This window comes from Photobacterium lutimaris (genome assembly GCF_003025555.1).
Classification (GTDB): Bacteria; Pseudomonadota; Gammaproteobacteria; order Enterobacterales; family Vibrionaceae; genus Photobacterium; species Photobacterium lutimaris.
This window is the reverse complement of the sequence record NZ_PYMH01000001.1, coordinates 41976-55768: the sequence shown is the minus strand read 5'-3', so window position 1 is coordinate 55768 and position 13793 is coordinate 41976. Positions and strand designations below refer to the sequence as shown.

Sequence of the window (13793 nt, the reverse complement as noted above, 5' to 3'; positions counted from 1 at the left end):
CGTTATTGCAGTTCTTCCATTAACTCACTTTTCTTGCTAAGGACATCTACTAACAAAGTGTCCATTTGCTTCTCAGTAAGATTCTCAATATTTAGATTTTTATTAAGAAACTGCTCTGTCAATGAGTCACCAGAGGCACTAGTTTTGCTATTTAATGTGATATATTGCATTAAGTCATTGATAGTAAGGTCACTAGCAAGTAACGATATCGGTATTTTTGTGTTAAATTGATTTTCAAGCTGATATTTCAACTTTGTCTCTAAAATTGAATCAAAACCAATATCGGATAATCTCTGTTCATATTGTAACTCAGCTGGAGCTCTTCCAATAAGCAGGGAAACTATATTAAGAACTTGCAGCGGTAGATTCTCAGTTTCATCCGTAGTAGGATCTGGATTTCGTTCTGACTTAATTATTTCATGGGTATTTGACTGAGTGTAACTGTTTTCTAGCCAAAAAGACTGCCTTTCAAATACATAGCCAGGTATATCTTTATGATTATACGTTTCTCTTGGAAATAGATAATTCCATTCGATATCTACGCCTAACTCCCAAAAAGTTCCCAGAGTCTCAATAAGAGATAATCTCGACGAAAACAAAAGACTACGCCCCTGCTTTGTCAATTTTAAGTAGTGTTCAATACTATTTGTTTCATCGAGATCCAAACTCGATTGACTAGCCTCAATGAGTCTTTTCAATGTTTTCACAGTGCTTGCTTCATTAAACCTGTATAGCTCTGAGTAATTCTTATATTGTGAGGTTGGTATTCTTTTGATTACTGTGCCATTGTAGCCTTCATTTCTTAGCACAGCCTTGACATGGCTCATGTTAATTATATTATCTTCCAGCAAAGAAATGAGTTCTATTCCATATGAACTTAAATATTTTTCCTCATATCTGATACCCCACTTTCTTGTATATTTCACTAGAGACAAAATGCCACCGAACAACATATATTGATGTAACATTTCATATTTCTTCTTTGTTGACTTTTTAAATCCAAGCCATGAATTAAATGTTATGTCTTCAATTACCAATTCAGCTGTCAGTCTTCTAAATCCCTCCGAATGATCGTAAAGGGTATTAAAATTCTGAATAAGTTCCTGGAGATTTGCCTTGCTTCTAAACACTCCGCTTTTAAGTAAATGTGATATATAGGCAGACGATACACGGTAGCTATCTATTACAGCATCGCTGCTAGATAGCAATATAGGGAACTTAGGCGCGTGATAGTTTTCAATACTATACTGTGTATCAGCAATATAACACAGAGATTCTTTTAAACTAATAACCTCAGCTAAGACAAGCAACAGCAGAGTATCATTTGTCTTTCCTTTTGCAACTTCAGGCTTTACACCAGCCTGTAACAGCACCGAATACATAAGATATCTTGATAGAAAAGAATAAATAACTCGGCTTTCATCAGGCCATGGCTTACCACTATTAAAGTCTTTTAGTGCTTCTTTGAGAGTACTACATGATTCTAGATTTTTTAGTGTCTTTTGCGTCAGTTTTTCTACACACGTGTAACCATCAGAAAACTTTGTCAAAGATTCATGATCGTGTTTATCATCGCAACAAAGCTCAACTGACGTCATCTCGCTTGGTTTGCCGGTATGAATTGGTTTTGAGAAAATCAATTTAGCTTTTTCATCACACTTTCTTATTAAGCATCCTGAACGCCACGATAATTGTTCTCTTTTGGCTACAAGATTGCCCGTGATGTCATATTGATTGTTATGATTGTCTAGTAGATGTTCAGACCATACTTCAATAGCTTCTTTTAAGCTGTTCTCTGTTTTACTTGAAAGTGGAACAAAAAGCACTCCTGGTTCCTGTCGATTAACTGCTCGTTGAGTTTTATATTGCTGCACTATAACGTGAGCATTAACACCTCCGATCCCGAAAGAATTGACTGCTGCGGTCAATGCCTGTTTCTTGGAGCTACTTCGCCAAGCCACCTGCTCAGTGCATATTTTCGCCTTGTGACCAGAAAATGAGCATAATGGATTTAAAACGTCGTGGTTCAACGTTGGAGGAATTTGTTCATTTTCCAACATGAGCAGAACTTTGGCTAAACCTAATATTCCCGCTGCAGCCTCAAGGTGTCCGTAGTTTGCTTTAATGGACCCAATATTTAAGTGTAATTTCCTATTTTTCCCATAGCGATTCACTATGGATTCATATTCCACAGGATCTCCAGCAGAAGTACCTGAACCATGCGCCTCAACATAACTGATCATCGATGGATTTATTTGTGCCGAATCAAGCGCCTGTTGAATTACTTTTTCTTGCGCGTGTAGTTGCGGCGTTTGCAGACTCAATGCTTTCCCGCCATGGCAGACCGCACTACCCTTAAGAACACCGTATATCCTCTGATTGTTTTCTAATGCCTTTTGCTTTGACTGAAGGAGCATCACTATAATTCCGTCACCAATAGCATAACCATCCCCATCACCATCAAATGGCCTGCTACCTGCTTTATGACTCAGCATCATTGATTCATCAAAACATCTAGCCTTCCAGGGATGAAAGTTTAAAGTCACCCCCGCCACCAATGCATATTCACATTTAGAATTTTTGATACTTCTAATGGCTGAATCGATTGCTACCAATGATGAAGAGCTAGCGGTCTGTACCGGCACGCTTTTCCCTTGGAGGTCAAAAAAGTGAGAAACCCTATTGGCTAGGATACTAGCGTTATTACCCAGATAACTGTATGAATTAAATTCAGGGATTTCCATAGTCAATGCTGCATAGTCATTGCCCATTGAACCGACATACACATCAGTTATGTCTTTACTTAATTCTGTTAACGGAATAGCCGAATCCAGAATGCATTGATAGGATTCCTCTAGTAGTAACCGCTGCTGAGGATCCATTGCTACTGACTCACGCTCTGAAGTATTAAAAAACTTATTGTCAAATAGATCGATATCCTCCAGCAGCGAGAAAAGACCGTCCTTTTTATGTTTGTCTTCTCTTAGATGGCAATTTGCTATTGAAGACTTACCTTCGGTCAACATATCCCAAAACTGCTGTTTATCTTTTGTCTTCGGTAAACGTAAAGATAATCCTGTAACTACAACTTCTTTTTCCTTGTGCATCTGTAAAACACCTTTCTTACATTTTTCCCCAGCGCATTAGATATGACTAACTAATTTAATACTGCTCGCTCTTCGAAGACATAGCTTTAATCTGTTCTTTCAGCAGCAAACATGTCTCTTTCAGTATTTTCTGTGCCATGACATGAACATTTCTATTTCTCCAGGATGACAATCCTGTACCGCTGACCCACTCATTAAAAGCCCCGAGCGAAGGCCCACAATGGACTTGGTAATTCACCTTATCGTCCACGGATCCACTAAGTGCGATCTTCGTAGAGTAATTAAAATACCATTTAAAGATGAGCGCCATTTTGTACTTGGGACTTCTTTCTGCCATCTCAAGCTCTTCTTTCTTTCCCTGAATTAAATATGTCGAGATCTCGGCCCATACTTCGTCAAGTGTTTTCTTGAAAAAACGTTTTTCCAATTGTGTAAGGATGAGCTTGTCGATGTCATCAATGCCATTATGTTCTTTGTAGAGGTTGTACAACTTATTTGCTCGATATGGGAAAAGCACACCTTTTTTTAATACCTGCACTTTAGCCCCCATTTCAAACATGTCCCCTGCGGGTGCGTATGCCGTATCCTGGACGTTGATTGTCTCTAATATATCTTTTACTTCTTCGCTAATGGCTGCTTCTATCGAACACTGATTAATTGATCCCGTTAAAATGAAGTCTGCCCCTAGAATAAATGCAGCAGCCGCAGCTGACGGAGTCCCAATGCCACCTGCGGCACCTACTAATATCTTTTCAGAATAATTATATTTTCTGCTGATCCTGTCTTCGAGATATTTAATTGCCGGCAGCAACACACAAAGATTCCCCGCATCCGTATGCCCGCCAGAATCAGCTTCAATGCAAATTTCACCAGCTAGAGAAACATGAGTCGATAATTCGCCCTCCTCCTTAGTAAGTTTGCCTGTGCTCACTAAGTTATCTACAATGTCTTTAGGTGCAGGCCTTAAGAAAAGCTCGGCTATTTCGGGTCTCGATACTTTTGCCAAAATATGATTCCTAATCCTAATTGAACCATCGAGGAATCTTGAGACGCCTTTTAAACGATAAAGAACCAGCGCTTCAGATATCGTTATGAATGCTGATGCCTCTATATTTCTTATATCGTGTTTTAAATATAGCTCAACCATCTTGTTTTCATAATCCGGATTATCTTCGTTATGCAGTAGGTTTACTCCGAAAGGATGAGATGAACCTAGCTGATCTTTAATAAAAACAATAGACTCTTCAATGACACTATCGGATAGGCCGCCAGTCCCAAGAAACCCTATAAACCCATTCAGCCCCATAGCGACAACCATTTCTTTGGAAGCGATTCCCCTATACATAGATCCGCTGACATAGGGATACTTTACGTTATATCTTTCTAAGAACTTGGGACTACCGAGCTGATTAGGAGTAAGCTCCAACAATAATTTGCCTGAATCACTAGCAACGTTAGCTTTTGGTTTGGTCTCTGGGAGTTCTGACCTATATTGTATTTCTGATTCTTTTTTTTCTTCATCTTCATCGAAGTATAGATCTAAACCAACTGCATTATTCTTGATCTGAGAAACAAGGCTTGTTAATACTTTTCCAGGTCCTATTTCCTCGAAACCATTAACACCCTTGAACATCATAAATTGAACACTTTCACTCCACTTAACACTGCTAGTAATCTGCTCGGACAGTGTCTTGTCTATCGCTATTTCTTTATATGGCCTTGCTGTGATATTAGAAATGACGGGGATTTGTGGTTTGCTGAACGTATATTCTGTCAGGAATGACTGGAACGTAATCTTTGATTCTTGCATGAGAGTAGAGTGAAATGCTCCACTAACAGGAAGCACAACATATCGTGCGCCGTTAGATGTGAAAAGTTCTGCACTCTCTTCAATGGCCTTCTTTTTACCTGAAATGACTACCTGCAAATCGGTATTTATATTCGCAATTTCTATATCATTTAAACTATGTTTCTCAATTAACTCTACTATTTTTGCAAGTGGCATACCTAGGACTGCGGCCATTCCACCTTCGGTCGCATTTGCCATCAATTCCCCTCTTCTCTTTACCAGTCTTAGACCTGTTTCAAAGTCGAAAACCTGACTTGCGAGTAGCGCGTTATATTCACCTAGACTATGACCAGCTAAATAGTCGGGGGCATCATTTTCTTTAAGATATTCTAGATAGGAGAGATGATTTACAGCAAAGATAGATGGTTGAGTGTAATTAGTTTGCTTTAATTGTTGCTTGGGGTCACTTAAGCACAATTCCTTCAAGGAATACCCGAGAATTGAGTTGTATAACTCAACTTCCTCTGGGAATTTATCAAATAGATCCTTTCCCATTCCTAGAAACTGAGACCCTTGTCCAGGAAAAATCACACACTTCATATTCCGACTCCATGAATTCTTGTGGCCTGTTAACAGGTAAATGAACCGCTCATAGGAATGCTAGTGAGGGTCACCGACTTATAATGTTATACTTCTGCCTTACATCATGTAACATATTGAATCTAAGTCACAACGGTTGGAACGACACATTCTCTGATGAGTAGGCTTAGAGGGTAGCATTAGCGAAATACGTTATTTTCTATTCGAATAAAGAGGCGTTAAGTTTTTATCTAATGATTCTACAGAATATTTTCTCGAATCCATGGTATACAAAACTATGATTTGATTTTATCCATCTTAGCATTGCATTTTATTGATTCAATCCTTTAAACTGCTCAATTCACTATTTTATCACCTGACCGAATCAATACTTTCATCCAACATCCTACTAAAGGCTATAGCTATTATCGTTATGCAGTATTCACCCTAAATACGTAAAGAGGTATTCCCCTTATTTCCTGATGCCGAGCTTCACGATAATGGATATTTCTGAAACGAGCACAGAACTGATTCCATTATCGACCGCATATACGCACCGTAGCTCATAGGCATCCAGCAAGAAAGCCGAAAATTGCTTTTTAGTAAGCGTTTGTTTTCAATCACAGCAGGGTTCAAGCAATAAGTGCAACACGCTTGTCAGTAAAGACTTAAAAGGGTGTTATTCCTCTCATAAACAAAAATTTTCTAGGAGTGAGGTTCAGATCAGAGCCTATCCTCAATCTCCTTCTCTGTAAGAGTCACCATGTCGGATTTCTTCCACCAGAAACGCCTAATTCGGCCGTTGGTGTTTTCATTGATTCCTCGTTGCCTCTGATACTCAAACGTAACGGCTTTGTTACCTAAATTAAAAATCAGATAGATCACTTCATTTCGTTTATATCTTAGATGACGGCCTGCGTGACTGGCATTCCCAGCATTGTTAACTTAGCCATAGCTCGAGTAGCTGCGTATACTTCACCTACTTGTGCATTGTAATCTCTCAATGTCAGTGGTGAATTAATGAGCGTTTTATAACTGAACATCGCAGTTTCTGACAATGACTAATCATGGTATCCATTGATTTTTTTTCAATGCTCGTTACTGCCATGAATACGTTGATTAGCGACACCTCGGTGACGAGGATGACTGTCCTCCCAATAAGCGGCCCCCGATCGTGGAGTAATTAAAGGTAATGCTTTTCCTTGGCTATCGCCTCATAACACCGCCGAGTATCAGAGGCACCATCACCTGATATTGCTTTGATTTTACGGTATGTTTGTTTTGTAAGTTAGGCAGTACTTCTCCGTCAGTAACACTTGATAAAGAGAGCTCTACTGCAATAATTTGATGCGTGTCAGCATTAACGGTTTTTGCTCGTTTACTGATACATCTATAGCCAGGAGAACGAAGGGGTAATTTCATAAGCGAAGATATCGAATTATGGAAACCTTCTGATGAGCGGAGTGCCAGCTTAAAAATACTCTTGAGCAGTAATGCGGTTGTAATCGCAGTATCTGAGTACTGATATCTTCACCCACGTCGATGGCAATGTTGAGTACAACACCAAGAGGCTATCGCCTCTTCATCTATCCAAAAAGTAATCGCCCCCGGTTAACAAGCGCTTGATTGTACTGCTTCCAGTTTGAGGTTTTGTACTTAATTTTGGCCCATTTAAACTTACTCATTCCTGTTTTATGAGTAAGATCTGATCCGTAAGTAGTTAAATGGTTCAAACTGATTTAGGCAACAAAGCCGAACGTAACCAGCAAATTATCCACCACTATCTAACATCACGGTCAGTACTGAGTGAACTTAATCGAACATCGCATACGCAACTTCATCTTTGGTTTTGCTAATTATACGTCTTTGCTAGCGTAAAGCGGCTGTGCGATCAACTAATGTCACAAGGTGCGCCCTTTGGCCATCCACAGTGTCACCTTCCCAATCGCCTCGTCGCTCCCGAGCATCTACAACATCAGTCGGTCTGCTATGTCTACTCGATCAGTAATCAACCTAACCACCGCTTTTATTATTGCATTTCCGCCTTCCCATCGGGATTTTCCAAACCCTCGGAAGGTGGCAGTACAGGGCGCCATCTTGTAACCTATTCTCTTCAATACGCCTGTAGATCGTCGTATGGCTAAGCTTCTCTCCGGCCTTACATTCAACCTCCATCCACTGACTGATAGTCTATAGAGACCACTTTAAAATGACAAAATTACGAATTATTTCATCTGTTCTGTCATCTCGTTTGTTGACTTTGAGCGACGTTCGTTTTTGTATATCATTAAGCTCGTGAGCGGTAAGGTAATAGGCTCGTATCCAGTTTCGGTCGAATTTCTCCTCAGCTCCCGATTAACAGTACTGTAGTGTACGCCAACCTCTTTGGCGATTTCTCTCAGCACCATCCCCATTTTTCGGAGGGTGAATCTGGTATCGTGGCACTTGGGTTAGCTGTTGGTACTGTTTGTTGTGTTGATTCATAATATTGATGGACTTCTCATGTCGATCACTCCCATTGCCAGCAAGTGCCGGGATCATGGTAAGGTCTTGATGATGTCTGGCAGCAACCCCATAACAGTACCGTCATTGACGGAGATCCGGTAACCACTGCAGGGCAGGAGCATACTTTGCTAAATCACATTCATAGACAGGATCTTAAGCGCTAACTCTGTATTTTAGATAGAAAAAAGGCTTCACTTATGATCAGATAATCGTCGCCAAACTCAATACCTTAACCAACCGTGAAGCCGATGACGATTATCTCTCTGAAAGACCAGTTAGCGCAATTCTTTAATGCAGACTTTCTTGGCAGAACTGCCAGACGTTGTGGATTTATCCAGCGGGAAAGGGCAATTCAGCCACAACCACTGGTACTGAGCCTGCTCGCGGCACTGAGTAAGGGGAACTGTACCGCCATCGCTGACCTGCATCGCCAGTTCAATGGCATGTGCTTGAGTGAAAATGACAATGTGGCATACAAACCTTTCCATAACCAGCTGCGCAAAGAGACCTTTGCCGATTTCATGAAGGAACTGGTCAAGTTCGCCATGATTCAGTTTGTCGAAAAGGCGTCCCTCTCACTACCAAAAAAGCTCGCACTGTTCGATGAAGTGTTGCTGCAGGACGGCAGCTCGTTCGCCGTACATCCAGACTTAGCCGGAGTCTTTCCGAGCCGGTTTAAGCAATCCAAAGCGGCTGTTGAGTGCCATATGACCATGTCGCTGTCCAGCCAGTCTCCCACAGCAATGGCAGTCACGGCTGACACCACCTCAGAGCGCAGTTTTCTGCCTGAGCCCCAGTCACTTGGCAACAAGCTTCTGTTGGCCGATGCCGGTTATGTAGACTTCGACTATTTCGAGGCGCTTACACAACATGGAGGGGCGTTCGTGGTCCGGGGCGGAAAATCGCTCAACCCTCTCATTATCGAGGCCCGCAATGGCAAGGGACGACTCTTGCCGAAACTGGCAGGCAGAAAGCTCAGGGATATCAACCGGAAAAACAATCGTTCCGAGGTGCTCGACTTGACTTGCCAACGCGGCAGGTTCAAGTTCCGCCTGATCAGACGGTGGTTCGCCGAGGAAAAGCGCTACTGCTTATGGTTGACCAACCTGCCGATATCAGAGTTCACGGCAGATGACGTGATGGCCGTGTACCGCTGCCGCTGGCAGGTCGAACTCCTATTCAAGGAGCTGAAATCACATACCAACTGGAAGCGTTTTGCGACAGGGAAAAAAGCGATAGTTGAAGGCCTTATCTGGGCCAGCCTGCTAGCGCTGATAGTCAGGCGCAGTCTCGCGATGCAAATACAGCCAACAGTATCCCTCTTCAAGGCAGCCAAAAACGTGGATGTATGGTTACTTCCGATTCTGGAGGCAATTATCCATCAAGCTTGGTCAGAAATAATGGCCCGGCTGAAGTGGGCTATTCAATATATATCGAAGAACGCTGTTAAATCGAAGCAAAGAAAATCTAGGCAAGACAGTAGCTTGGATGGCATTTACAAGAAACTTAATGCTTAAGGTCCAGTCTATGAAATCACATTAACATTACATATCGAGCTATTGAGATTATATATGTAATTTCCCATATTAATACCTGCAGTAATTGAAACGGAAAGAGACAGAATGTTCAAACGCTAAGCACTTGTTACAGCTTTTTACAAAGTGTTTTCCTGCCCTGGTAATCATTGCGTCTCGATGACAATAGCAACAGAAGATGACGACGTCGAAATAGGAATGATGACATGATCGGCTTCTTGCGGTGGATTAGTAATTTTTTTGTCAGTAATAAAATTGCGATTTAGCAATCTGATTTTCGTCGCACCAGCTTTTTACAGTCTGGCCGCTTTAAGCCTGCTGTTGCAAACATTGATTCCATAAGCTCCTCTTGTCTTCGGGTGTCATAATTTAGATCCACTTATAAAGGAGCGGTATCGATACCAATCTTCTATTTTTTAGAGAATACGGGCGGAATGGCCGCTTATATTATTAATTTTTTTCTGTTGCAACAGAAAAAAAAATACCTGATAATGCAGTCAGTCTAGAAGGAAAGAACGAATAGTTCAGTACTTTACTACCAATGATTGAAAGGGATTCTAGTCATTATGCTTACATATAATGGACAAGTACACCGATTAGAGATGAACATTGTCGGTATGGAAGCTGTCTGTTCGCGGAATGAGAAAAGCAATTATTTTAAAGTTTCGCGACTTTGGAAAGAATTCAATAGCAAGTTATCGAACATTAAAAATAGAGTAAATAGAAGTAGCTGGCAGAAATTCGGCATATATTATAATAGTACAGGAACAAACTTCAACTATATGGCATGTATCCCTGTCCTGAAATTCGAACAAACACCGCCTGGTTTCATAGAAAAAAAGATTCCTTCTCTGACCTATCTCGAGTTTATTCATACAGGCAGCATTGAAGACATTTATTCATCGGTTAAAGTGATTTATAGAAAACATCTGAAGGAAATGAATATTCAGCCACTAGACCAAGAGAGAATAGGAGTCAATCATTTTGAGGAATACGGCAAGGGGTTTCATTGGAAAAGACATGACTCAGAACTTAAAATTCTTATTCCGGTAGGATTCCGATCTTCAAATCCAAATCTCTCAAAACCAGAACTAGTTCGTTCGCAACGTTAAATATAGGCTCTGCTCAGTACTTAAGTTGATAAACTATATTATAGATAGATATGCTAACTCCTTGAGGCTACCTGCATAGAAGATTTCAACTTTACGTAACTATTAGAGTCTATCCAACGACTTACACCTGAGCAAAAACAGTGTATTAAAGAGCTGTTGGAACCAAACAATCATTCACCTGACCAGTCCAAAAGTCTATTCGATCGCATTGAGGAAAACTTTTGCAGTCATCCTCATTACCCTTACTGTGAAAGCAAAGACGTTCGCAAGTGGGGAAAAATCTAATATAAACCATCCCGGCTTACCTTTTGATATTTATATGAATTTAAATTGATTTTTAGCGTTTTTCCTCATTCTAAATTTCCTGAAGACCTCGAATTCATCAATTTGCAAGTATACATTGTGTTTCATGACTTCTTCAAATGTTAATCCTAGATTTTTACCGTACCTATGGCCAGGGTATATTTGTGTATCATTGCTAAAATTGAATTTCATCTTCTGTAGGGTATTATACATTTCAAGAGGATCACCGCCGTAACCGTCACAAAGCCCACAGCCTTCAATAAACAGAGTGTCTCCAGTAAAGGCTCTACCATCAATGATATAGGTACATCCGCCTTTCGTGTGCCCGGGAGTAAGTAGCACATCTGCTTTAATTGTATTAACTATTAAGGAATCTTCATTTGTGATGTATCTCAAATTTTTACAAGAGAAATCGTAGTATTCCACTTCTTCAGCAGTCATATATACATCGCAGTTAAATATGTTCGCTAAATCTCCCACCAAATTAACGTGATCGACGTGAGAGTGAGTTAGCAATATTGCCTCTAAGTTAAGCTTATTCTCCGATATAATGGCTACAAACTTATCAAGATCCCATGCTGGGTCTATCGCAATTGCCGTATTATCACTAGTAGATTGTATTAGAAAGGAATAATTAACAATCGAGTTAAAAGATGATTTCACTATGTGTAATTTTGTATTCATTTGTGATTGCTTCTATTTATCAGATATTTATAATTATATCCATTTCGCTGTCACCGGACAAACTATTCTGGTCAAGCACAAACGGACACCTGACTTTGTGATTTTTTATAATTGGTTCGGGCTCTGTTCAGCAGCTTAGTTGAGAGCCCAGTATCTAGCTATTCTCTCTGTGAATGATGCCTTAGATAGTGAATCATCACTCAGTATGCGTCGCCATCCTAAGTACTTGGTCAGGTTCTTCGTCGCTACACTACAGAGCGTACAATTAATCCAACGCTTTAGCGTACTGTTATATCCATTAACATGTTGTATATGGAATACCCCCTCTAAAACAGCAATTTTTTAATTGCTAACAATCTCTTTTAAAACAACTTTTAATCGCTTTGATACAAGTTCGTGAGCAAGGTGGCATCAGCACATATTGGTATGGAAGCTTGCGCTAGTGCTCACCACTGGGCAAGAGTGTTCAAGCTATTTGGTCATGACGTAAAGCTTATGCCTCCGCAGTTTGTTAAGCCCTACGTTAAGTCGAATAAGAATGATACCGCTGATACCGAGGCTATTTGTGAAGCGGTGACTCGCCCCAACATGCGTTTCGTTCCCGTTAAGACAATTGAACAACAATCTATCCTCTCGGTTCACAAGGCTAGAGAAAGGCTCGTTTCGATGAAAACGGGTCAAACCAATCAACTTCGTGGAATACTGGCTGAATTTGGTATCGCTATTCCTAGAGGTAATGCATCGTTTAATAAACAAATTCCCCTAATTCTAGAAGATGCTGAAAATAACCTGACGCTATCAGTTCGGGTTTTAGTTGCTCACTTGAAAGAGCTGATTGATGATTTTTCTATACGAATTAGTGCCTTAACCAAAGAAACTGAACATTGGCACAATACGAATGTTGATTCGAAGAGAATTAGCTGAGATCCCTGGTATCGGCCCCATAACAGCCACCGCTCTTGTTGCCAGTATAGGTGACCAATACAATACTGCTGCTCAAACTCAAGATTTTTCTGAAATATTCACTCTCGAAGATACAACATCTTTGAGCTACAAACATCAAGTTGCATCTGAGATCGGTAAGTTATGATAAGTAACTTCTCAAGCCCGTTGTTGGTCACCAGATGGTCACATTTTGGTCACTGCGATATTTAATTATGAATAGAGAAAGGGATTTAGCGATGAAATCTGTAAGTGGTTACTTCCACCAAACAACGCATACAAAAATGCCCCAGCATTTCTGCTGAGGCTTCGTTGTGTTGGCGGAGCGGACGGGACTCGAACCCGCGACCCCCGGCGTGACAGGCCGGTATTCTAACCAACTGAACTACCGCTCCAATTCTTTGCCAAGCTCGACTTGGTCAAACTTTTAGAATGTGGCGGAGAGATAGGGATTTGAACCCTAGATACGCTACAAACGTATGCCGGTTTTCAAGACCGGTGCTTTCAACCACTCAGCCATCTCTCCGTAAGTGCGGCGTATAATATAAAGCCTACTGATGCCTGTAAACCCCTAAAACGTTTGTTTGCTCACACATCATACAAACAAGGGCAAATAACTCAGTTAAAGTACAAAAAAATACAAAATAAAGAGCAATTACCCTGATTTCAATTTGATTCCTGACCCCCAAAATGTGTGTTCAGGTAGTTGATTTGATCTTATCAAAGAACGAAGAGACTCAGGAAATAGGTTCCACTGGTCAATTAATCCACAAGGCACCCAGAAAAACTCAAGATGGGCTTCATTCGATACCACTGGCTTTTGGTGTGTTAAGTCCGTTTCAACGTCAAAAATCAAATTGATCTCAGCTTGGAGCTGGCCATCAAGGAACCATTCATTTTCCGCAGCCCCAACAAAAGTCCCGACCTTGGCGTCAATCGACGCTTCTTCGCTCAATTCCCGCGCCAAAGCAACCGACGCTGATTCGCCAAACTCAATATGACCACCGGGCAAGAACGTCATGGTATCGCCAATCGCCCTGACCAATAGGATATGGTCAGCATCACGGATCAACCCACGCGCAACATAATGAAAAGCCACCTTACCTTCCTGTCTATCACTTTTATGCCTATGTTACTCCAGCAAGCAATTAGGCCGAAGCCCGTATTGTATTTACTCGTCGGGTTATCAAAGCTCTGTAACGGTTATTTGCTTCAGAAAGACTATAGTTATTGCTAA

The 13793-nt window shown here is 40.9% G+C and carries 7 protein-coding genes, 2 tRNA genes and 2 pseudogenes; 3 read left to right on the top strand and 8 right to left on the bottom strand.

Features of this window, described 5'->3' with window-relative positions; genetic code table 11:
• Nucleotides 1-2: 2 nt before the first annotated feature.
• The 4 genes and pseudogenes from C9I99_RS00205 to C9I99_RS27640 form a co-directional block, all read right to left on the bottom strand.
• Nucleotides 3-3107 carry a type I polyketide synthase gene (locus C9I99_RS00205; RefSeq protein ID WP_107346838.1) on the bottom strand — a complete coding sequence of 1035 codons (3105 nt, stop codon included), beginning with the start codon at nucleotides 3105-3107 and terminating at the stop codon, nucleotides 3-5.
• Nucleotides 3108-3162: 55 nt separating this feature from the next.
• Nucleotides 3163-5496, bottom strand: a complete 2334-nt coding sequence (fabD, locus tag C9I99_RS00200) for an ACP S-malonyltransferase (RefSeq protein ID WP_107346837.1) — start codon at nucleotides 5494-5496, stop codon at nucleotides 3163-3165.
• Nucleotides 5497-6377: 881 nt separating this feature from the next.
• Nucleotides 6378-7160: pseudogene (locus C9I99_RS00190) on the bottom strand (transposase).
• A gap of 540 nt (nucleotides 7161-7700) precedes the next feature.
• On the bottom strand, nucleotides 7701-7889 hold the full coding sequence (locus tag C9I99_RS27640; protein WP_107346836.1) for a helix-turn-helix domain-containing protein: 189 nt from the start codon (nucleotides 7887-7889) through the stop codon (nucleotides 7701-7703).
• Nucleotides 7890-8228: 339 nt separating this feature from the next.
• Here C9I99_RS27640 and C9I99_RS00180 point away from each other — a divergent pair, with 339 nt between their 5' ends.
• Together C9I99_RS00180 and C9I99_RS00175 are read left to right on the top strand one after the other, a co-directional pair.
• A complete protein-coding gene (locus tag C9I99_RS00180; protein ID WP_107346835.1) occupies nucleotides 8229-9497 on the top strand; it encodes an IS4 family transposase in 1269 nt (422 codons plus the stop codon).
• 584 nt (nucleotides 9498-10081) lie between these two features.
• A complete protein-coding gene (locus C9I99_RS00175; protein WP_107346834.1) occupies nucleotides 10082-10627 on the top strand; it encodes a GyrI-like domain-containing protein in 546 nt (181 codons plus the stop codon).
• A 315-nt stretch (nucleotides 10628-10942) separates the two neighbouring features.
• Here the strand turns inward: C9I99_RS00175 and C9I99_RS00170 are convergent, their stop codons facing one another.
• Complete coding sequence (locus tag C9I99_RS00170; RefSeq protein ID WP_107346833.1) at nucleotides 10943-11614, bottom strand: MBL fold metallo-hydrolase; 672 nt, start codon at nucleotides 11612-11614, stop codon at nucleotides 10943-10945.
• 420 nt (nucleotides 11615-12034) lie between these two features.
• On the opposite strand from C9I99_RS00170, the pseudogene C9I99_RS00165 reads away from it, so the two are divergent.
• Nucleotides 12035-12593 (top strand): annotated as a pseudogene (locus tag C9I99_RS00165) (IS110 family RNA-guided transposase); the annotation flags it as partial.
• 281 nt (nucleotides 12594-12874) lie between these two features.
• Here the strand turns inward: C9I99_RS00165 and C9I99_RS00155 are convergent.
• From C9I99_RS00155 to C9I99_RS00145, 3 genes are all read right to left on the bottom strand, one after another.
• Nucleotides 12875-12951, bottom strand: a tRNA-Asp gene (locus tag C9I99_RS00155).
• Between the two features lie 40 nt (nucleotides 12952-12991).
• Nucleotides 12992-13082, bottom strand: a tRNA-Ser gene (locus C9I99_RS00150).
• A gap of 129 nt (nucleotides 13083-13211) precedes the next feature.
• Nucleotides 13212-13655, bottom strand: coding sequence for an NUDIX domain-containing protein (locus tag C9I99_RS00145; protein WP_107346830.1), 444 nt, complete (start codon nucleotides 13653-13655; stop codon nucleotides 13212-13214).
• Nucleotides 13656-13793: the final 138 nt, after the last annotated feature.

Coding starts and splice junctions, on each gene's coding strand:
- C9I99_RS00205 (WP_107346838.1), bottom strand. CDS start 3,107: ATGCACAAGGAAAAAGAAGTTGTAGTTACAGGATTATCTTTACGTTTA.
- fabD (WP_107346837.1), bottom strand. CDS start 5,496: ATGAAGTGTGTGATTTTTCCTGGACAAGGGTCTCAGTTTCTAGGAATG.
- C9I99_RS27640 (WP_107346836.1), bottom strand. CDS start 7,889: ATGGGGATGGTGCTGAGAGAAATCGCCAAAGAGGTTGGCGTACACTAC.
- C9I99_RS00180 (WP_107346835.1), top strand. CDS start 8,229: ATGACGATTATCTCTCTGAAAGACCAGTTAGCGCAATTCTTTAATGCA.
- C9I99_RS00175 (WP_107346834.1), top strand. CDS start 10,082: ATGCTTACATATAATGGACAAGTACACCGATTAGAGATGAACATTGTC.
- C9I99_RS00170 (WP_107346833.1), bottom strand. CDS start 11,614: ATGAATACAAAATTACACATAGTGAAATCATCTTTTAACTCGATTGTT.